Raw genomic sequence first — 18,560 nt, 5'->3', positions numbered from 1 at the left:
ATAATGAAAAATGATTAGTTATTGAATATAATGCGCCCGGTTAAAATAATTAATATAAAAAGGAGAGAATATGCCCCGCTATAACGCTCACTACCATCATCATGGTCATCATAGCCATCATAGTCATCAAGCTGACACAGGTGTTTTCCTAATGTTTGCTGGTCTTTTACTTGGTTCACCATTTCTTTTCATACTGGGATACTTTGAATATATGACAGCTCCAATGCTGATGGCTGCAAGCAGTACAACGTTATTAGGTTTATCAACGTTAAGTCTTAGCGCTCTGATCGTTTATGGTTCTATTGGTGTAACCTACATGTTTTCTGGTGCGAGAGAATGTTATAGCAGTGATCAGGGTCCATTAGATCTATTAAAATCACGTGTTACTAACAATGGTTTAGTCAGTACGCTAGGCGCAATTCTTTGGTCTCCATTCTTACTAGTTGGTGGAGTTGCGGGAGCAACAGCTAAAGCGGTAGTTAATGTGTTTAGTTCTAAATCTTCTAGTGAAGGTAATGATTCTAGCTCGACTACATGCTCGTCAGAAGATGATGAAGAATCAGAAGAAGAGGACGACATTGAATATCCTCAACCTCCATTTGTCTCGCAAGAGAAAAAAGCCGCTGACACACCATTACACTCAAGCACTGAAAGCGTTACACAATCAGGTGAGCAGATACCGCCAACAACAAACGTCGGTTTGCCAATAAGCAAAAGCCAAGAGAATCTAGCGTCTTATAACAAACTGATATCTGGACTCAATGTAAAACTATCATCATCTCAAGATGATTCGCGTATTGATCAAGTGCCAGTAACTAGCCCCCGTCTTTTACGACAAGAGTCTCCACAGGTTGTTCTAACACAAGAACAGGATCAACAAAAAGAAACACGTGTGCTTCAATAATAGTTCCCAAGCACGCTTAGCGTAGAAATTTTCTACGCTAAGCGTTCCTCAAGATCTTAATGTGGACAGCAAACGTCCAGGATGAAGCAGTAAATTAATCGCATCGAAAATATTCGTTACTACAATATCAGCAGCGATTACGGACTCTTTTGCAGCCCCTTCCGGCCCCAATATAATAACACCTACTGACGATTCCTTCATAATCTGTTGATCATTTCTGCCATTACCTATGGAAACCGTGGTTTTAGGATTTAATTTTTTTAGGTAATCTTGTTTCGCTAAACCCTGCTCGAGTTGAGGAGTGATGAACACCGTGCAGGGTACATCTTTTAGCTCGTTTTTCGCTGTCCCTAAACTGTCGCCGGTCACCACGTGAATATTAATTTTTTCAGATAATGCAATCAGCTGCTCTGCGACACCTTTGATTAAAATACCATCAACAGCCAAGGTCCCATTATAATCAAAGATGACCTCAGTGAGCGTTAAATCCTTAAAGCCTGAGATGCTCACGTTTATCATGGATAATCCTTTATTATTTACACTTCTATAAGCTTAATTGGTTTTTGCTAATTCGCCATCCAAAATACATTATGTTGGATTAAAAATCGCTGGCAGAGTAACGGAGTATGCTCGATTAAATGATGAAAATAAGCCTTGGTAAATTGTTGCGTACAAACAGGACAAGTACAGGCCGAGTCAATTATCTCAAATTGCATCTCTGTATCTTTATTAGTTAAATCAATCTCACCGTGCTGGCTGTAAACCTTACCATGAAAGCCCGCTTTTACTGGCTCATCCGTTTCAACGAACTCAATACCTTGTATACGCAGATGCCGTATTGATTCCGCATTAAAATCACCAATCACATAACGTGGTAAATGAGTCCATTGTGCTAATAAAGAATCATTAGCATCGGTGAAATAGACACCATGCTTTTGAGTTGGTTGGTGTTGACTCAACTCCTCCGCAGTAAAAAAAGGCATAATCGACTCATTTAAAATCGCCCAAATTTGCGGACAATCCTGCAGAATTTTTTTAGGAAGAATGACTGCATCGGGATTTAAATGCTGGATTAGCTCCACCAATTCCACTGCGGTTACTTTAGTTTTAGAACCATCAAAAGGAGATTTAAGAAGATATGTTCCCTCTCGATTTGCTTTTAGCGAGCTGGCATTTAAGATAATCGCAGCAGGCCAACCCAAATATTTAGACAAAGAAGGGATTTTTTTTAGCAAGGCGATGCCCGGTTTATAGAGTAAAAACTCTAAAGAAAATGATAATGCATTTACTTTTGCATCCTGCCAATTCTCGGCAGTTAAACATAAGCCTGCCTCGGAACTGCCAACTGGTATGTAATTTTGTGTTGTTGCCAACATTCACTATCTCCCTTTAGAGCAATAAACTGGTGTCACCATAACTAAAAAATCGATAACCACTCGCAATTGCTTCTTGATAGAGTGCCATTGCTTGCTTATGACCGATAAACGCGGAAACCAACATTAATAAAGTAGATTCCGGTAAATGGAAGTTTGTCATTAAGCCATCACAAACTTTAAATACATATCCTGGATAAATGAAAATATCGGTATCTCTACTGCATGGGACTAGTGTTCCATGTTGTGCCGCACTTTCCAAACTGCGCAATGCCGTGGTGCCAACTGCAATCACACGATTGCCTGCAGCTTTGGTAGCCTCCACCGCTGCACAAAGTTCTGGAGTAATTGTAAAATGCTCGCTATGCATTTTATGTTCTTTAATATCATCACAACGTACAGGCCTGAAAGTACCCGCTCCAACGTGCAAGGTAACATAAGCAACCTGCACACCACGCGCCTGCAAACTGCTGATGACAGCATCATCAAAATGCAATCCTGCTGTTGGTGCGGCAACGGAACCTTCAAATTGAGCGTAGATGGTTTGATAGCGATCTTCATCTAAAACTTCATCGCTTCGTGTAATGTATGGAGGTAACGGGATATGACCTACTCCATGCAATAATGTCAATACATCCATATTGGCCTTACAAACAAATAAATCATCGTTGCGATCAATTACTTCAAGCTGCCATTCTTGATCTAAATAAATTGCAGCGCCAGGCTTTAATGCTTTACTGGCTTTAATATGGGCAAGAAAAGTAAATTCACCAGTAATCCGCTCAACCAGTAACTCTACTTTACCACCCGTCGCTTTCTGTCCATAAAGACGAGCGGGAATAACTTTGGAATTATTCATTACTAAAAGATCACCAGGCTTAAGAAAATCAGCGATTGCTTTAAATTGGTGATGGCCATACTCGCCATTTTCTCGATTATACGTTAATAGCCGAGAATCACTGCGATTCGCTAAGGGATATTGAGCAATAAGCTCTGGGGGTAAATCAAAGTAGAAGTCCTGCTTATTCATGGTGCAACCTGAAAATAAATTGGCTCCATTATACACTGAATGTAAATTGAAGTGGAGTCCCAGAGCAGTGACCCGTATTTAGACGAGATCGTAATACGGTTTTTTTTTCTTAGACGTTCCCCAAAACGGCATCAAAGTCTGGATCATGCAATTTAGCCATTGCTTTTTCTAGCGCAGGGATCTTTAAACACACATCCCCAGCCTTATTAATCCACTGCAATTCGCAAAGCACTTCGCGAACATCGTCTCCATTCATAACGCCTGGATTTAATATGGTTTACGAATTATGAGGATGCAAGGAGAAACTATGAGGATATTTTTTTTATAAGGTGCTGTATTATTAAGATAATATATGCGATATAAGAGCAGCTTGTTAAATATTTAACTCACTGCTGATTTTATTTTCAAAATAAATTCTAGGTCTATTGATTTTTTAAAAAGTATTGATAGCCTATGCACCTCCCCCAACTATGGAATTGGGAATCATAGAACTACCAACATTTTTGCTGGTAGGGCAAACTAACTTTTAATGGAAAAGGAACATATATGAAGTTCTTCAAACTCAGTCTCTTAATTAGTTTCATTACGTTTAACGTTCAGCTGCATGCCGGTGAATACATGTATAAAAGTAATTGCCGAACCTTCAATCATCTAGGACTTTTTGAACAATGCCTTGATAAGCAGCTAGCTTTTTATGATGGGAAGCTAAATGGCCTGTATTCAAGTTTTGGTGGTAATAGAGGTTTGGAACAATCAGAATTACTTTGGATTAAATTTAAAGAAACTGATTGCCGTTTTATGTCTCGTGCAGCCCAGGACGCGGTCCGAGCTCGGCTGGTTTATAAAGCCTGCGTTCTTGAAAAAACCAAGATTCGTATTAATGAATTGAAAAATTCGGTTTCATATGCCGGATGGTTTAAAACTGTATAATCGTGCCCCTGATAAAACACATAGCATAATCAGTATTTTTTATGCTATGTGTAAAAAACCTGTATGCACTCTCGGTGTTTTTATTTTCATCAGCAATGACAGTAGTTTTTTCATTTCATCAGAGTCTATTGTGTAGGGTGTAAGTCGAGGAGGCTTTCTTCTTCTTTCTGTTGTTCTTCGGTTTGGCCTTTAATCAACATGAGAAATGGGATAAATGCCAAAGCGAAAGCAATAGAAAGCTGATACAGCCCTACCCAACCTATAGCCATTTGAATAGATGCGGCTACAGGACCTGAAATAATTCGCGGAATAGTTGATAAGGCTACTAGTATGGAGAATTGGGTTCCCGTATATTGCTTATTCACTAATCGCATAAATAATGCCACTAATGCTGTAGATCCCATGCCTGCGGCAAAATTATCAAAAAAGACCGCTACTGATAATAAGACTACGTTTTTACCAGCCATTGCTAAAGCCACAAATAAAACATTGGTTAAGGCTTGTAACAAACCAAAAGCAAACAAAGAGCGATACAACGAGCAACGGGTTAATATAAGGCCTGCAAGTAAGCCACCTAATAAAATAGAACCAACCCCAAGCATCTTATTAATGTAACCAATAGTATCTAAAGAAAACCCTAAGCCTTGAATCAAAAACGGCATGACAATACCACTAGTCGTTGTGGTAAACGCCTCACCCAACTTGTAACAAAAAACAAAACATAAAAGATAAATGATGCCAGGGCGAGTTAGTAATTCTTTAACAGGGGCAATGAACGATTGTGCAAAAGAAATTTTCTCTTTTGGTACAGAATTTGGCTCCTTACTGAATAACACAGCCAACATACCAACACTCATCAGCACTCCCATAAAGCGATAAGTGAAGGCCCAGCCTAATTTTTGCGCCATGACTAAGGCGAAACCACCGGAAATTAATAAGGCCAATCTATAACCAAACACCGCTAAAGATGCGCCTAAGGCGTGCTCCGATTCGGGTAGGTATTCAGCTCGATGGGCATCAATTGCAACATCTTGTGTTGCGGAAAAACACGCTAGAATAAACGCTAAAACAGCTAAAAGCTTTGGATACTGCTCTGGGGTAAACCAAGCCATTAAATTGAATCCAACCAGCAAGAGACATTGCATGGTAAGAATCCAACTTCGTCTTTTACCTATAGAAAATAGAGAATAACGATCTAAAATCGGCCCCCAAAAAATGCGATACGCATAGGGCAAACTAATTAAACTTAACATTCCGGTAACAAACACAGACATTCCATTGGATGCATACCAGGCTTGCAAAGTACTGCTGATTAATGCCATGGGCAAACCAGAAGAAAAACCTAGAATGAAAATGATCAACAGACGCTTGTTCATTATTCAAATCACTTGAAGCATAAATAAGGAGTGGAAGCTCACCCTGGACAGAAAGCCCAGGGCGGACAAGGATATTAAGCTACTGCTTTTTTAACAGAGATCAAATGAATTTTGAAAATCAACGTCTCGTTAGGACCTATAGGACCACCAACACTACGTGGGCCATAAGCTAGATCAGCAGGCACAAAAATTTCCCAAGTAGAACCAGCAGGCATTAATTGTAATGCTTCAGTCCAGCCTGGAATAACTTGTGATACTTGGAATGTAGCTGGTTTGCCAGTCTTTTGAGTGCTATCAAATACAGTACCGTCGATTAAAGTACCAGTGTAATCAACAGTTACAGTATCTGCTTTTCCTGGCTTAGCACCTGTACCAGCTTCAAGAATTTTATATTGCAAGCCGCTTGGTAATACTACTACACCAGTTTTTGCTTTATTAGTGCTTAAAAACGCTTCGCCTTTAGATTTGTTTTCTTCAGCTTTCTTGTTGAATTCTGCGCTGCGCTTAGCCATTAAATCTTTTTGAAATTTGTTTAAAACATCTTTCATTTGTTGTTCAGTTAAAATTAATTGACCGCCAGACATTCCATCTTGCATTCCTTTTGCTAATACTTCAGGATTGATATCGATGCCTTGACCTTTAAAATTTTTCCCTAAATCTGCACCAATACTGTAAGACAATTTATCTTTGTCTGTAACTAATGCATCAGCAGCCATTGCAGTAGACATTGCAAGCCCTAAAACGGCTGCAGTGACCAATCTCATCTTCATAAAGAATCCCCTTTTAGTCTTTTGCTTATAGTACATATCTTTTTTAATAAGTGAAAAGATATAACACCTTGAAAAAATCCTTGTTTATTCTGCCTAAAAACACATTAAATTACCAGTAATATATAATTTAATTAGAAATAGACAAAGAGGTAAGATCCTTCTACACTTGCCTCTATTTAAAACAAGAGATAGAAAACTCATGAACATTAGTGTATTTGATTTATTTTCTATTGGCATTGGCCCATCAAGCTCTCATACCGTCGGTCCCATGCTTGCTGCGAATGCGTTTTTAGATTTACTTGAAGAAAAGGAATTAATCAATACTATTCAACGAGTTAAAATTGAACTCTATGGTTCGCTTGCCTTAACCGGAAAAGGGCATGGCACAGATAAAGCTATTTTAAATGGTTTAGAAAACAAAGCCCCGGAAACCGTCGTACCTGAATCGATGGTACCTCGTATGCATGAAATTCTTAACACGCATACACTGAATCTGGCGGGTAAGCAAAGCATTCCATTTAATGAAAAAACTGATTTCCTATTTCTACAAAAAGAACTTTTACCCCTACATACTAATGGACTGCGTTTTTCCGCTTTTGATGCTCAAGATAATTTATTAATTGCCCAAATTTATTATTCAATTGGTGGTGGGTTTATTACTACTGAAGAAGATTTTCATAAGGCAACAGAAGATGCAAATCCGCCTCCCTACCCTTTTTCCACGGCCGGTGAATTATTAAAATTATGCGCCGACAATAAGTTAAGCATTGCTGAACTTATGCTTCAAAATGAACTGACTTGGCGTAGCACAGAGGAAATTCATCAAGGAATTTTAGACATTGCCAAAGTAATGGATGAATGTATTACGAATGGTTGTCGGCATGAAGGTATTTTACCTGGTGGCCTTAACTTAAAAAGACGTGCTCCAGCACTTTATAAAAAATTAATGGAGCAACAAGGGGTGAAGAGTGTATTCGAAAATTCGGATATCATGAATCAACTTAATTTATACGCCATGGCAGTAAATGAAGAAAATGCTGCTGGTGGGCGTATTGTTACTGCCCCAACTAATGGAGCCGCTGGCATTATTCCTGCTGTGTTAACGTATTGCCAACAAGCACATGATCGCATGGGTAATGAGGATGTCTATACTTATTTTCTTACCGCAGCAGCCATTGGCATATTATATAAGAAAGGAGCCTCAATCTCGGGTGCAGAAGTTGGATGCCAGGGTGAAGTAGGAGTTGCCTCTTCGATGGCAGCGGCCGGACTTACTGCGGTGTTAGGCGGAACCGTAGCTCAAGTAGAAAATGCTGCGGAAATTGCCATGGAGCATCATTTAGGTATGACCTGTGATCCGGTTTTAGGTTTGGTGCAAATACCCTGTATTGAACGTAATGCCATGGGGTCCGTTAAAGCGGTTAATGCAACGCGTATGGCTTTGATTGGGGATGGGCAGCATCATATATCCCTTGATAAAGTAATCAAAACGATGAAACAAACTGGAATGGATATGCAAAGTATCTATAAAGAAACCTCTATGGGTGGGTTGGCCGTTAATTTACCGGAATGTTAACTGCCCCCTGCTATCGGCGTTAGTTGCCGTTTAAAGAACATGTCATACCCTGAAGACTTGATGCGCCCTCTGCAGTGCGGCAAGATCCATAGATCTAGCGACACAACACAGGGGGCCACGTTAAGCTACGGAACTGCGTGAGCGGTGTTTATGCGACTAAAAGTGGGGCATCAACTACCTCAAAACCTAAGCAACTGATGTGCTCTGCATTTTGCAGAATCGCGCCATAAACCTTTTGCAAACGACACTGATGCCAGTTTGGGAAAAAGCCTATTCTTAAATGAGAACTTGTTGTTGCAACTAATTCACTTTTTAAGCCCTCATATAAAGCCTGGAAGCGTTCTCCTTGGGTTGCTTCCTGCTGATCTAATTGTGCGATCAGCTGTTGCAGGCGTGTAATTGAGTCCTTGCGATCTTGATGGTGTGTACCCTGCTCCGAATAACGTGCACATGCTTGTTCAATCTGATTTTTTAAAATCATATATTTCATGGCATCTAAACTTAATGGAGTATAAGTCCAATCCTTGTTGGTAATAAGCAATACCAGCTTTTCCGTCTCACGAAGAATAGGAGCAAATGGAGCATGTGAATGCGAGGAACAATACCATCCAAAACAGTTATACTCACGCGACTGCCCTAGCTCATTCTGCTCCGTTTTAATTAGTTGCACCAATGACGCATAGCGCTGTCCACGATCATCACAACTTATTTGCTCTATTTTTTGTAAGAATTCGCCTAAAAATTCATGGTCTGGCGTTGCCAACGATTCTACTTCTTGCTCAATGCGTTTTTTTAATAGCAAATAATAAAAGGTATCAATAGTGCCTTGTTCAATTTTCTTTTTTACTTCAGCTATTTTTTGCTCAAAACCTGTTTTTTGTTGTCTTAACTTTAAAATACACTTAGCTGTACTTTGGGAAATATACTCCGCAGAATCATAGTCCGGGGGAATTTTTTTATTCAATAGGCTAAAAACGTTATCCAGTACTTTCTGCTGCTTTAAAAACTCACCCCATTTTTTTTCCCAAGAAAAATTCATGCTATTTCTTTCTTGAAAACACTGCTCTAATCTTTTAGCTGCATCCCTATATTGCTGTAAAAGTGCACTAATATCCTGTTGTAACAACTCATTTAATTTACCGGCTCCTTGTTGTTTAAAAAGCAACAATCTAGTCCTATGGCCTTCAAGATTTCGTCTCATACTTTCTATTGATTCGTAAGCAGTAGCCCCAAGCGCCTGATTTTTTAATTCGCTCTCAACAATAGCTTTGGCAGTGCCATTTAACTGCCCCAGCCACTCTAATTTTTCATCAATATGTTTGTTTAATGAGTTTTGCTCGCTGATTAGATGAAGAGCATCTGTATCTTTAGTGCGCTCCATTTCATTTAAAACCAAGCATTCATTAAGATGAATAAGGTCACGGATATTAATTCGTACCCATGCTTTATAATAATCAATTTGCTCTTTGACTTTTTTCATAGCCAAACCTAGCTCATCCCATTGTTGAGCTGCGTTATTAGCTATTGATATCTCTCTAAACTTTTTCAGTTGTAGCTCTTTAATTTGCGCAATGAGCCCACTAATCTTTTCTGCTTTCATAACGAATTCAATTAGGGGACCGACACGTACCGATATATTCTCATGGTTCGCTAACACACCTTGTGCCACCTTAAGCAAAGGCGATACTTTGGCATAAATATCTTCCCAAAACGCCCCAATCAATGTGTGTAGTTGCTCTTGAGCCTTATATTGCCTGGTGTCTCCCAGATATCCGCCCAGATGCTCTACGATTATCTCTTCAGTGATGTATGGTGGTTCTACCTGAACGATATGCAATATTTCGTTGAGCTCTGTGTCAAACTCATTGATTGCTTGATATAAATTTGTAAAAACCTCTTCATTGGTTATCTCGGCATTTTTAACCAGCAATAATAAGTTTTCTAATGAGTGCAGCCTATTCTTGTAATTAAAACTGATAAGACATTGATAGTGCAGAAGTAAATTTTGCGCCTCATTAAAATACTTTAATAATGGATGAGCAGCTACCTCTTCAAAAGAGATATCACTAAGTTCTTGTAATCTTTTACTACATCTCTCGTATGCTGCCTGTATTATATCTTTATCCAATAAATCAAGATCAGACAATCCAAGCAAAAATAGTGCTTTTTTTATAGGTTGATTCGCAAACTCTGTCTTTATTAGCAGTTGCCGATCAAACTCAAAAGTATCAACTTTTTTCCCAGTTAGCTCCCAAGACCAAATAATTGCTCGAGTTGAGTTAAATTGGATATCTACTGAAAGAGGAGCTAAAAATAGATTACAACGCTCTAATGATTGTGGGTCAGCTAATAAACTTTTTTCAGCAAATAATTTTGCTAATTGCTCATAAGCTGCTTTTTTACTTAGTACGTCTTCGGCATATACAGCAACTAAAGCCAAACAAATGCCTGCTTTATACGCTAATCTTTTATCCACTTTACTAGTCGCTTCGAGCAGTAAGGCCTCAGCATGTTTCAATAAAGCATCTGTATCAAAATGGGTAATTATTTCATTGGTGTTTAAGGTAATAAAGTGGCTAATATTTTTATAATCGTCTTCTAAACCTCCATTCAGTGCCCCGCTGAAGTAACTGAGATAAGCAAAATAGCCGCCATAGCAATTGCTTTTTAACCGGGTATTGAGATCGGATACGTCTTCAGGTTTTGCCCAGGGATTGTCTGCTTGTGACAAAATTGCTGTAATCAATGAATCATTCATTTTATTAAGCCTCAGAGTTTTTAAATACCAAGTCCATTGACATTCGAGCTCTTGAGTGAATCGTGGGTTGGCGCTTAGGCCCAACCTACTCTAAGCACAATAAAAAATATATCACTCAGATGTATAAGGGTCAATCATAATGCTCATCTTAAGTCTGCTGTGTTTTTAAAGACCAGGCTAGGGGTGCATTGCAATTAAAAAAGGCATCGCTAATGGCATAATTAACTACTGCGGCAAGCTCATCATTGATATAAAGTAAGGGAGTGCGCTCACGCTGCCACGGTGGTATTTGCCACTCCTGGAATAGTTTCTTTAATTGTTTGGTTTGGCCATGTAAAACAAATGTTTCCCCTCCTTGCCGAAAACGAATCGTTATTTTAACGTTTAGAGGCACGACTAAGCCCTGTTGGGCTGGTTCTGCAGTCACACAAAAACCGTCTGCCCCTAACATTAATGGAGAAGGAAACTCGAGCCATTCGCTGTAACTTGGCAAGCATATTGTATTTTTTTTATTAAGATGAATATGCTGTTGATAACGGCGAACCACCACTTCATCCCAATTAACTTGCGGTGCTGCATCAATTCGCGCAAAAATGAGTTCATCAATAATTCGACCTAATAAAGCGGTCGAAGGAGCTTTTATTTGCCTTTTCTTTAGCCAAGTTCTGAGTACATTGGCAATGCGTGCAAAATCCAATTGGATAAGTGGTGTGATACATAAAGAGTCGCTTGCAAAAGACAGTTCTGGACAATCCTGCAAGGCCAAGGCATCCAAATTACTTTTGGCCTGCTGGCAATGTAACGCAGCGCGAGCTATATTTCCCACAGCTCCTGGCCATTTATCCACGAGCAAAGGCAGGATTTTTTGGCGTAAATAATTACGCGAGTAACTAATGTCCTGATTGCTTTCATCCTCTATGCAGGACAATTGCTGCGACTTTGCATACTGCTCTAATTGAGTCCGAGAAATATTTAAGCATGGTCTGGCTATTACCCCATTCCCCAAAACGCCCAGTTCAGCCATTGCAGCCAAACCATCGACTCCCGCACCACGAAGTAATTGCAAAAGCACCGTTTCCGCTTGGTCATCTTGGTGATGGCCTAAAACCAAACAATCCTTTTCCGTTAATAATGCAGAAAATACCCTGTATCGAGCAATTCGGGCTCCTTCTTCAATATTTGCACTACGATCAAATTCAACTGTCTCGGAAATAAAGTTAATACCTAAATGGCGGCAAAATTGTTCACAATGCTGTTGCCAAGCTAAAGCATTAGGGCTTATTCCGTGATTAATGTGTACTGCAAGTAATTTAGAGTGTAGGGAAGAATGTGAAGCAAGTGCGTGTAACAGCACAGTTGAATCAAGCCCGCCGCTAAAGCCTATAACTAATTTGTCAAAGTGGTCAAAGTGCGAGAGCCAATCAGCATTTAATAATTCAGTTGGGGTAGGATTCATTGAACTACCATATTAATTTGACTCATTGTGCCGGGTTTTGGTCGTGTGCTATTCCGAGTTGCTATTTACTCGATATGTGAATTTCGTCATTGCAAGCGCAGCTTCGTTAGAACCCAATACCGGGTTACTGCGCTCGCGATGACGAGGGGATATGGCAATCCTCTTAACTCACTGCCCCCATAGCCATAAATTTTTGGTATCTTTTTTCAATAAGTTTATCTATAGGCATTTTCTTTAATGCGTGTAACTCAGTTACCAAAATTTCTTTTAAACGCGCAGACATTTCATCTACATTGCGATGAGCACCACCTAAAGGCTCAGGAATTATCCCATCAACTAATAAATTTTCACTTATTTTATCTGCCGTAATCCGCATTGCACGAGCAGCATCTGGGGCTTTGGCTGCATCTTTCCAAAGAATAGATGCACATCCCTCTGGAGAAATTACTGAGTAAATGCCAAATTGCAGCATTAGAACCCTATCACCAACTCCAATCGCTAAAGCACCACCAGAACCAGCTTCACCAGTAACGATACAAATAATGGGCGCCTTTAATCGTGACATCACAAATAAATTGCGTGCGATTGCTTCAGACTGGTTGCGCTCTTCCGCACCAATTCCAGGATAAGCACCAGCGGTATCAATAAAAGTAATCACCGGTAATTGAAATTTTTCCGCCATGTTCATTAAGCGCAATGCTTTTCTGTACTCTTCAGGGCGTGCCATACCAAAATTACGGTACACTTTTTCTTTAGTACGTTTTCCTTTTTGATGCCCAAGCACCATCACAGGTTCACCATTTAATCGAGCTAAACCACCAATAATCGCCGGAGCTGCAGAGTAGCTACGATCACCATGTAACTCTTGGAAATCAGTAAAGATACGCTCAATATAATCTGTTGTTTGAGGACGCAAAGGATGGCGAGCCATTTGAGCAATTTGCCAAGGCTCTAAGCTAGAAAAAACTTGTGCAGTTAATTCAGAACATTTAACTTCAAGGCGCGCGATTTCTTCGCTTAAGTTAACCTCGTTGTCATTACCTACCATCCGTAGTGCTTCAATTTTCTGATTCAACTCTTCTATCGGTTGTTCAAAGTCCAAAAATTGTCGGCTCATTCAATACTCTTTGGTAAATTAAAATATCATAGTATATGATAACCTATAATTACTAATTGATGCCAGATTCGACAAAAATATGATTACTACAGGGTTTGCTGATTTAGATACGGATAATTGCATATTACATGAAAACCGAATTGACCTTTGGCAGTTTTCTTTAGCCGAAGACTTAGCTAATGCAGCACAAATATTAAATGAAGAAGAGCAAGCGCGTGCTGCCCGATTTTATTTCAACAAGCATCAACGGCGTTTTTCTACTGGACGAGTAACATTAAGAATTATTTTAGCTCGTTATTTAAACACGAGTCCTGAGCACTTAGAATTCACATATAACTATCATGGCAAACCCAAGGTAATGAACTCGGCACGATTACAATTTAATCTGAGCCATACTGCAGATTTAGCACTACTCGCAGTAGGCAAAGGCTTCCCCATGGGCATTGATGTTGAAAAATATTCTGCTCGTCCTTATGAAGGAATTGCGAAAAGCGCTTTTTCTGCTCAAGAACTTGCGGAGTTTAATAAAGTACCACGCTCGTTAAAACCTGCTGTATTCTTCCATATCTGGTCACAAAAAGAAGCGTTTATTAAAGCTTGTGGATTAGGACTTGCATACCCAACCAAAGACTTTAACGTACCGACCGCCATCCCTACTCAGCAATTGGTGGATGACCCATTAAATAATATGACATGGCAATTACGCTCATTCATGCCTGAGATAGGTTATAGCGCAGCCTTATGCTACCACCCCACAGTTAGAGAAATCAGGCATGGAATAATTCAGATACAACCCAATGCCCCTACCACCCAGAGATTTTAACTGTATGATGCAATTTACTTCGACACAGAACACTTTGTTGTCTATTTTAGGTGACGGCGAATGTCACAGTGGTTCAACCCTAGGGCAAATCTTAGGCATTACCCGCTCTGCTATTTGGAAACAGATTAATCAACTTATTGACTTTGGCATTCCCATTAAGAGTATACCTCAACAAGGCTATAAACTTCCGCATCGGCTCATTTTGTTAAATGAGCAACGCATTAGCGAGCATCTGCAAGCACAAATAGCCAGCCCGTTTAAGATGCATTTATTTACTTCCGTTGATTCCACGAATCGTTTTTTAAAAGACCTGGCACCGAGCAATCAGCTCGAACTATGTTGTGCAGAAATCCAAAACCAAGGTAGAGGCCGTTTTGGAAGACAATGGCACTCCCCTTTTGGCGAAAATATTTATTGCTCCAGTCGTTGGAACCTGAACTATGACCTAAACAAACTCTCAGGCTTAAGCCTAGTCACCAGCTTAGCCATACTAAACACATTACATGAATTTAACTTAGCAACGGATGTAAAAATAAAATGGCCTAATGATATTTATTGGACCGATAAAAAGCTTTGTGGCAGTTTAATTGAAATTTTGGCTGAATCGAATGGAAACGCACAGGTTATTATTGGCATTGGCTTAAATGTTAACACCGATACAGAAAAGCACCCTCTTCCTGATAAACCCTGGTGCTCCCTCTATGAAATGACCGATCGCTATTTTGACCGCAACCTATTAATTGCCAGACTCATTAAAAATCTGGAACATTATCTAAACAAATTTATTCAAACCGACTTAAATGCCTTTATGGATGAGTGGAACCAATCTGATTATTTAGTAGGTAAATACATTCATATTACCCAAGCACAGGGTGTTTTGTCCGGTATAGCCTGTGGGGTTAATTCTATGGGGCAACTCATACTAGAAGATGAATGTGGTGTAAAGCATTTGCTTTCATCAGGAGATACTACGTTACAAAGAAAAAATGAAAGGAAAAGTTGAGGTTCGTCCCGAGCATTTTTAGGCGCTCGGAACTGGATGACTGCGAGGAAATCGATTATACAGTTGTCTCAGAATCGTCTGATTGTTTTTCTTGTTGTATACGTAAATAAATTTCTTCGCGGTGTACAGATACATCTTTTGGTGCATTGATACCCAAACGAACCTGGTTGCCTTTTACACCTAAAACAGTAATATTAACGTCATCACCAATAATGAGTGTTTCGCCAATGCGACGAGTCAAAATTAACATAACAAAATCTCCCTAACAAAGTAGTCACTCGCTTCTCCATAGTACATCCATGGTTGTTCTCTGCAACTACAAGATAACTAAAAACAAAGCAAAATTTAATTCACGGGTATTATTGTACACCTTTATTATTAACAAAGTATTAAGGAAATCTTTAATCCATCTTACTTTATAAATGGAAAATTGGAATTTTTCAATAAATTCAAGAGCTAAACTCAGAACAAAACATAGGAAAAATTTTTTCAATTAAACAATAAACAAGTACAACAAGGCCTATCTGCAGTAATATAACATAAAAGGGTATAAATATGTCCATATTAAGTAGAATAACTAAAATAAAAAATGAACTATTCAAAACTAACTGCCCTAACAAGATAACAGGAACAGTAATACCTGATTGTCTTAATCGTTGATAAGCATGTTTTCTATGTGGCGTTGACCATTTTTCTTTGTGAAGCATTCGACGAATCAAAGTCAATGTAGCATCAAAAAGGAAGAGGCTATTCAGCATAAACCAAAATAAAATAGGAATTTGAAATTTTTGCTGTCCGATAAGGGCAACACAAAAACTGATTAAACCTAAAGTAGCGCTACCAACATCACCCATAAATAATTTGGCAGGTGGAAAATTAAACATCAAAAATCCAACAAGCCCAGCAGCTAGAACTAAACAGAACCCTTGATAAAAGAAAGCTCCGTGCAGCGCAAATAAAATGGCATAAGAAGCACATAGGAATAAGGCTTGAGAGGCGCAAAAACCATCCAGGCCATCCATAAAATTAAAATGGTTAATTGACCAAAGAACCAGTACGAAAACCAAAGGAATTATGAGAAATGAATAAGATATGGAAAAAAAGCCAAAATCCAATTGTTCTGGCTTCATAAACCATGCAATAAGACAGGCAGCGATGCATTGAACAAGAAAGCGCGGCCTTACTGACAAAGTAAATAAATCATCACCAAAACTCACTGCGGCAATCAACAGAATGCTCAGCATGAAAGGCAATTGCTCATGAAATGGGGTTTGGGTTAAATAACAAAGAACGGGGATTGATATTAGAGACAAGCCAATAAATATTATCCCCCCTCCTCTAATTGTAGGTTTAGAGTGCATAGAGCGGTTATTAGGCTTGTCCATTAAACGAGTACCCTGAGCCACACGGCAGAATACCTTCGTTAAAATTATTGAACACGCTAAAAAAAAGATACTAAGAGCCGAATTCACATTGATACCATTTTACAGTTTCTCTTAACCCCTCCGTAGCCGTAACTGGAGGAACCCAATTCAATTGCGATTTTATTTTATTGTTACTTACTTCTAACGAGCCAAATAAGCGCGTATTAATATTCTTCTTACCAAGTAAGGCAAATGACAACGACATAAACCCCACAGGAACAGGCATTAATCTTGAAGTCTTGCCCATTTCTTTACCTATAGTACTCATCATTTGGGTTAGCGATAATGAGTCATCGTCCGCTACTAAATAGGTTTGGTTGGCAGCATTAGGATGAGTAACTACAGCACATAATGCGGAAACTAAATTCCCTATATAAACCAAACTGCGGCTATTTTTCACTCGACCAAAAGGTAAGGGTAATCCTTTGTGTACCAAATGCAACATTTTTAAAAAATTGGCCTTAACTTCGGGGCCGTAAATTAGCGGTGGTCTAATAATCACAACTTCCAAGCCAGTAGTTTGGCTAATGGCTTGCAAATATTGCTCTGCATACAGCTTGCTTTGTCCATATGGATCTTCAGGCTGAGCAATACTCTCCTCAGTGAAAGGAGTATTCTTTAAAGTGAATTCACCATTTACTTTAATAGAGCTCAAAAAAATAAAGCGTTTCACATGGTGCTGGGCTGCCTGGTTTGCAAGGTTTCTTGTGGCAATGCTATTAATTTTACAATAGTCCTCCATCGCTGAGGCAGATGTTTCGTTCATTACATGCACTCGAGCAGCAAGATGAATTACTACATCAATATCGGCCAGTGCTTCGCTCCAATCAGGATCATCTTCTAATTTATTAACAATAACTTGTTCGGCATTCAACCAAGTCACTTTTCTGGATGCCGCGCAACGAACTTCATGCCCAGCGGAAATAAGCGCTGGCACTAAACGTTTGCCCACAAAGCCTGTGGCACCAGTAACTAATATCTTAGACATAACTTACCCTAACCATAAATTAATGGACTAAACCGCAACCGCACACTCTATACCACTCTCATAAATAATTACAAGAAAAATAACAATAATTTTTCCTCACACAGCAGTCGCAAAACGCCCTAATTTAGGGATATACTTACCGAAATCATTTTTAAAATTGGAATTTTGCATGTCCTTGAAGGCCATGTATAACGAAATCGCAGAGAATTATGCCACTGCTAATCGCTTCGGAGCAATTAGTCAGAGTCATCAAGCAGCCATAGAGCAGATGCAAAAATTTTATTTGGGGATGAAACCTCATTATAAAGTTCTTGATCTAGGAGTTGGTGATGGTTCATTTTTAAAAAAACTACAACAAGCAATGCCCTTAGCAGAATTTACTGGCATTGATGTTTCTTCAGAAATGTTGAGACGTGCAAAAGAAATACTGCCATTAGTTACCATTGAATGTAGTGCCGCGCATGCAAGTAAATTCTTGCCCGCACACAGCCAGGATTTAATTTTAGCTCATTTTATTAATGCCTATATTCCCATTAATATTTTGTTTAATGAAGCTAAAATGCTAACGCGAGCAAATGGTCACTTTTCAATGATCACCACAACCTACGATTCCTTTCCCGTAGCGCAACAACAATTAGCAGAGTTTATCTCACAAGATTCTATTTTAAGCAGTGTAGTTGGTCACTATTATAAATCGATCGTAAAAAATACCACTGTTGCAGCAAACAATGATGAATTAATCTTAGCCTTTAAAGAACACCAATTTGAAGTCATCGATCATCAACGCTTGGAACTACCTATTACACTAAATAATATTGATGAACTGGCTCTTTTTGGTATTGAAGGAACCTGGTTTTTGAATAGTTTATCCATTCGGATGTTACCTAAAAACTTTCTACTTCAACGACTTAAACGCCTTTTTAGTAAAATATTTACCTTTCCCTATCATGATACCCACATAATAGATGTAGTTCTTGCAAAGAAGTGATAATCTAAATTTAGTACGTGTTCACCAGGTATGTTGATTTCGTC

18 protein-coding genes are annotated in these 18,560 nt (G+C 39.1%); 6 read left to right on the top strand and 12 right to left on the bottom strand.

Features of this window, described 5'->3' with window-relative positions:
* Window positions 1-70 precede the first annotated feature (70 nt).
* Window positions 71-904 (top strand): hypothetical protein, encoded by an 834-nt coding sequence (locus tag ACQY7T_RS10185; RefSeq protein ID WP_428413148.1) that lies wholly within the window; start codon window positions 71-73, stop codon window positions 902-904.
* 48 nt (window positions 905-952) lie between these two features.
* Here ACQY7T_RS10185 and ACQY7T_RS10180 read toward each other — a convergent pair whose 3' ends face one another.
* From ACQY7T_RS10180 to ACQY7T_RS10165, 4 genes are all read right to left on the bottom strand, one after another.
* Window positions 953-1,423 (bottom strand): HAD family hydrolase, encoded by a 471-nt coding sequence (locus ACQY7T_RS10180; protein ID WP_428413147.1) that lies wholly within the window; start codon window positions 1,421-1,423, stop codon window positions 953-955.
* Window positions 1,424-1,470: 47 nt separating this feature from the next.
* The gene (locus ACQY7T_RS10175) at window positions 1,471-2,280 is read right to left on the bottom strand and encodes a queuine tRNA-ribosyltransferase (protein WP_428413146.1); all 810 of its coding nucleotides are present in this window, start codon (window positions 2,278-2,280) and stop codon (window positions 1,471-1,473) included.
* Between the two features lie 13 nt (window positions 2,281-2,293).
* Complete coding sequence (queA, locus tag ACQY7T_RS10170; RefSeq protein WP_428413145.1) at window positions 2,294-3,307, bottom strand: tRNA preQ1(34) S-adenosylmethionine ribosyltransferase-isomerase QueA; 1,014 nt, start codon at window positions 3,305-3,307, stop codon at window positions 2,294-2,296.
* Window positions 3,308-3,416: 109 nt separating this feature from the next.
* On the bottom strand, window positions 3,417-3,563 hold the full coding sequence (locus ACQY7T_RS10165) for a hypothetical protein (protein ID WP_428413144.1): 147 nt from the start codon (window positions 3,561-3,563) through the stop codon (window positions 3,417-3,419).
* A 290-nt stretch (window positions 3,564-3,853) separates the two neighbouring features.
* On the opposite strand from ACQY7T_RS10165, the gene ACQY7T_RS10160 reads away from it, so the two are divergent.
* Entirely contained in the window at window positions 3,854-4,237 is a 384-nt protein-coding gene (locus tag ACQY7T_RS10160) for a lysozyme inhibitor LprI family protein (RefSeq protein ID WP_428413143.1), read from the top strand.
* A 125-nt stretch (window positions 4,238-4,362) separates the two neighbouring features.
* Here the strand turns inward: ACQY7T_RS10160 and ACQY7T_RS10155 are convergent, their stop codons facing one another.
* Window positions 4,363-5,613: an AmpG family muropeptide MFS transporter gene (locus tag ACQY7T_RS10155; RefSeq protein ID WP_428413142.1), complete on the bottom strand. Its 1,251-nt coding sequence runs from the start codon at window positions 5,611-5,613 to the stop codon at window positions 4,363-4,365.
* A 74-nt stretch (window positions 5,614-5,687) separates the two neighbouring features.
* Window positions 5,688-6,383 (bottom strand): FKBP-type peptidyl-prolyl cis-trans isomerase N-terminal domain-containing protein, encoded by a 696-nt coding sequence (locus ACQY7T_RS10150; protein WP_428413141.1) that lies wholly within the window; start codon window positions 6,381-6,383, stop codon window positions 5,688-5,690.
* 199 nt (window positions 6,384-6,582) lie between these two features.
* On the opposite strand from ACQY7T_RS10150, the gene ACQY7T_RS10145 reads away from it, so the two are divergent.
* Window positions 6,583-7,959 (top strand): L-serine ammonia-lyase, encoded by a 1,377-nt coding sequence (locus ACQY7T_RS10145; protein WP_428413140.1) that lies wholly within the window; start codon window positions 6,583-6,585, stop codon window positions 7,957-7,959.
* 148 nt (window positions 7,960-8,107) lie between these two features.
* Here the strand turns inward: ACQY7T_RS10145 and ACQY7T_RS10140 are convergent, their stop codons facing one another.
* The 3 genes from ACQY7T_RS10140 to ACQY7T_RS10130 form a co-directional block, all read right to left on the bottom strand.
* Window positions 8,108-10,717: a hypothetical protein gene (locus ACQY7T_RS10140; RefSeq protein WP_428413139.1), complete on the bottom strand. Its 2,610-nt coding sequence runs from the start codon at window positions 10,715-10,717 to the stop codon at window positions 8,108-8,110.
* A gap of 148 nt (window positions 10,718-10,865) precedes the next feature.
* The gene (gene tilS / locus ACQY7T_RS10135) at window positions 10,866-12,173 is read right to left on the bottom strand and encodes a tRNA lysidine(34) synthetase TilS (protein ID WP_428413138.1); all 1,308 of its coding nucleotides are present in this window, start codon (window positions 12,171-12,173) and stop codon (window positions 10,866-10,868) included.
* Between the two features lie 163 nt (window positions 12,174-12,336).
* Window positions 12,337-13,290, bottom strand: coding sequence for an acetyl-CoA carboxylase carboxyltransferase subunit alpha (locus tag ACQY7T_RS10130; RefSeq protein WP_428413137.1), 954 nt, complete (start codon window positions 13,288-13,290; stop codon window positions 12,337-12,339).
* A 79-nt stretch (window positions 13,291-13,369) separates the two neighbouring features.
* Here ACQY7T_RS10130 and ACQY7T_RS10125 point away from each other — a divergent pair, with 79 nt between their 5' ends.
* Both ACQY7T_RS10125 and ACQY7T_RS10120 read left to right on the top strand, forming a co-directional pair.
* Window positions 13,370-14,113, top strand: coding sequence for a 4'-phosphopantetheinyl transferase family protein (locus ACQY7T_RS10125; RefSeq protein WP_428413136.1), 744 nt, complete (start codon window positions 13,370-13,372; stop codon window positions 14,111-14,113).
* Window positions 14,114-14,117: 4 nt separating this feature from the next.
* Window positions 14,118-15,116 carry a biotin--[acetyl-CoA-carboxylase] ligase gene (locus tag ACQY7T_RS10120; protein ID WP_428413135.1) on the top strand — a complete coding sequence of 333 codons (999 nt, stop codon included), beginning with the start codon at window positions 14,118-14,120 and terminating at the stop codon, window positions 15,114-15,116.
* Between the two features lie 55 nt (window positions 15,117-15,171).
* Here ACQY7T_RS10120 and csrA read toward each other — a convergent pair whose 3' ends face one another.
* From csrA to ACQY7T_RS10105, 3 genes are all read right to left on the bottom strand, one after another.
* On the bottom strand, window positions 15,172-15,366 hold the full coding sequence (gene csrA / locus ACQY7T_RS10115; RefSeq protein ID WP_006869248.1) for a carbon storage regulator CsrA: 195 nt from the start codon (window positions 15,364-15,366) through the stop codon (window positions 15,172-15,174).
* 199 nt (window positions 15,367-15,565) lie between these two features.
* Window positions 15,566-16,588 carry an MraY family glycosyltransferase gene (locus ACQY7T_RS10110; RefSeq protein WP_428413134.1) on the bottom strand — a complete coding sequence of 341 codons (1,023 nt, stop codon included), beginning with the start codon at window positions 16,586-16,588 and terminating at the stop codon, window positions 15,566-15,568.
* The gene (locus ACQY7T_RS10105; RefSeq protein WP_428413133.1) at window positions 16,572-17,528 is read right to left on the bottom strand and encodes a UDP-glucose 4-epimerase family protein; all 957 of its coding nucleotides are present in this window, start codon (window positions 17,526-17,528) and stop codon (window positions 16,572-16,574) included. The genes ACQY7T_RS10110 and ACQY7T_RS10105 overlap by 17 nt, the downstream gene beginning before the upstream one ends.
* Window positions 17,529-17,697: 169 nt before the next feature.
* Between ACQY7T_RS10105 and ACQY7T_RS10100 the strand changes: the two genes are divergently transcribed.
* Window positions 17,698-18,516, top strand: coding sequence for a class I SAM-dependent methyltransferase (locus ACQY7T_RS10100; protein WP_428413132.1), 819 nt, complete (start codon window positions 17,698-17,700; stop codon window positions 18,514-18,516).
* Window positions 18,517-18,560: the final 44 nt, after the last annotated feature.

The organism is Legionella sp., from assembly GCF_965140895.1.
Taxonomy (GTDB): Bacteria; Pseudomonadota; Gammaproteobacteria; order Legionellales; family Legionellaceae; genus Legionella.
Note: the sequence above shows the minus strand (reverse complement) of the source record. Positions and strands in the feature narration are given on the sequence as shown.

Excerpts from the sequence above, each read along its gene's own strand:
- ACQY7T_RS10175 (WP_428413146.1), bottom strand. The coding sequence starts at position 2,280 with ATGTTGGCAACAACACAAAATTACATACCAGTTGGCAGTTCCGAGGCA.
- ACQY7T_RS10145 (WP_428413140.1), top strand. The coding sequence starts at position 6,583 with ATGAACATTAGTGTATTTGATTTATTTTCTATTGGCATTGGCCCATCA.
- ACQY7T_RS10185 (WP_428413148.1), top strand. The coding sequence starts at position 71 with ATGCCCCGCTATAACGCTCACTACCATCATCATGGTCATCATAGCCAT.
- ACQY7T_RS10180 (WP_428413147.1), bottom strand. The coding sequence starts at position 1,423 with ATGATAAACGTGAGCATCTCAGGCTTTAAGGATTTAACGCTCACTGAG.
- tilS (WP_428413138.1), bottom strand. The coding sequence starts at position 12,173 with ATGAATCCTACCCCAACTGAATTATTAAATGCTGATTGGCTCTCGCAC.
- ACQY7T_RS10100 (WP_428413132.1), top strand. The coding sequence starts at position 17,698 with ATGTCCTTGAAGGCCATGTATAACGAAATCGCAGAGAATTATGCCACT.
- ACQY7T_RS10160 (WP_428413143.1), top strand. The coding sequence starts at position 3,854 with ATGAAGTTCTTCAAACTCAGTCTCTTAATTAGTTTCATTACGTTTAAC.
- csrA (WP_006869248.1), bottom strand. The coding sequence starts at position 15,366 with ATGTTAATTTTGACTCGTCGCATTGGCGAAACACTCATTATTGGTGAT.
- ACQY7T_RS10140 (WP_428413139.1), bottom strand. The coding sequence starts at position 10,717 with ATGAATGATTCATTGATTACAGCAATTTTGTCACAAGCAGACAATCCC.
- ACQY7T_RS10130 (WP_428413137.1), bottom strand. The coding sequence starts at position 13,290 with ATGAGCCGACAATTTTTGGACTTTGAACAACCGATAGAAGAGTTGAAT.
- ACQY7T_RS10125 (WP_428413136.1), top strand. The coding sequence starts at position 13,370 with ATGATTACTACAGGGTTTGCTGATTTAGATACGGATAATTGCATATTA.
- ACQY7T_RS10120 (WP_428413135.1), top strand. The coding sequence starts at position 14,118 with ATGATGCAATTTACTTCGACACAGAACACTTTGTTGTCTATTTTAGGT.
- ACQY7T_RS10105 (WP_428413133.1), bottom strand. The coding sequence starts at position 17,528 with ATGTCTAAGATATTAGTTACTGGTGCCACAGGCTTTGTGGGCAAACGT.
- ACQY7T_RS10155 (WP_428413142.1), bottom strand. The coding sequence starts at position 5,613 with ATGAACAAGCGTCTGTTGATCATTTTCATTCTAGGTTTTTCTTCTGGT.
- ACQY7T_RS10150 (WP_428413141.1), bottom strand. The coding sequence starts at position 6,383 with ATGAAGATGAGATTGGTCACTGCAGCCGTTTTAGGGCTTGCAATGTCT.
- queA (WP_428413145.1), bottom strand. The coding sequence starts at position 3,307 with ATGAATAAGCAGGACTTCTACTTTGATTTACCCCCAGAGCTTATTGCT.
- ACQY7T_RS10165 (WP_428413144.1), bottom strand. The coding sequence starts at position 3,563 with ATGAATGGAGACGATGTTCGCGAAGTGCTTTGCGAATTGCAGTGGATT.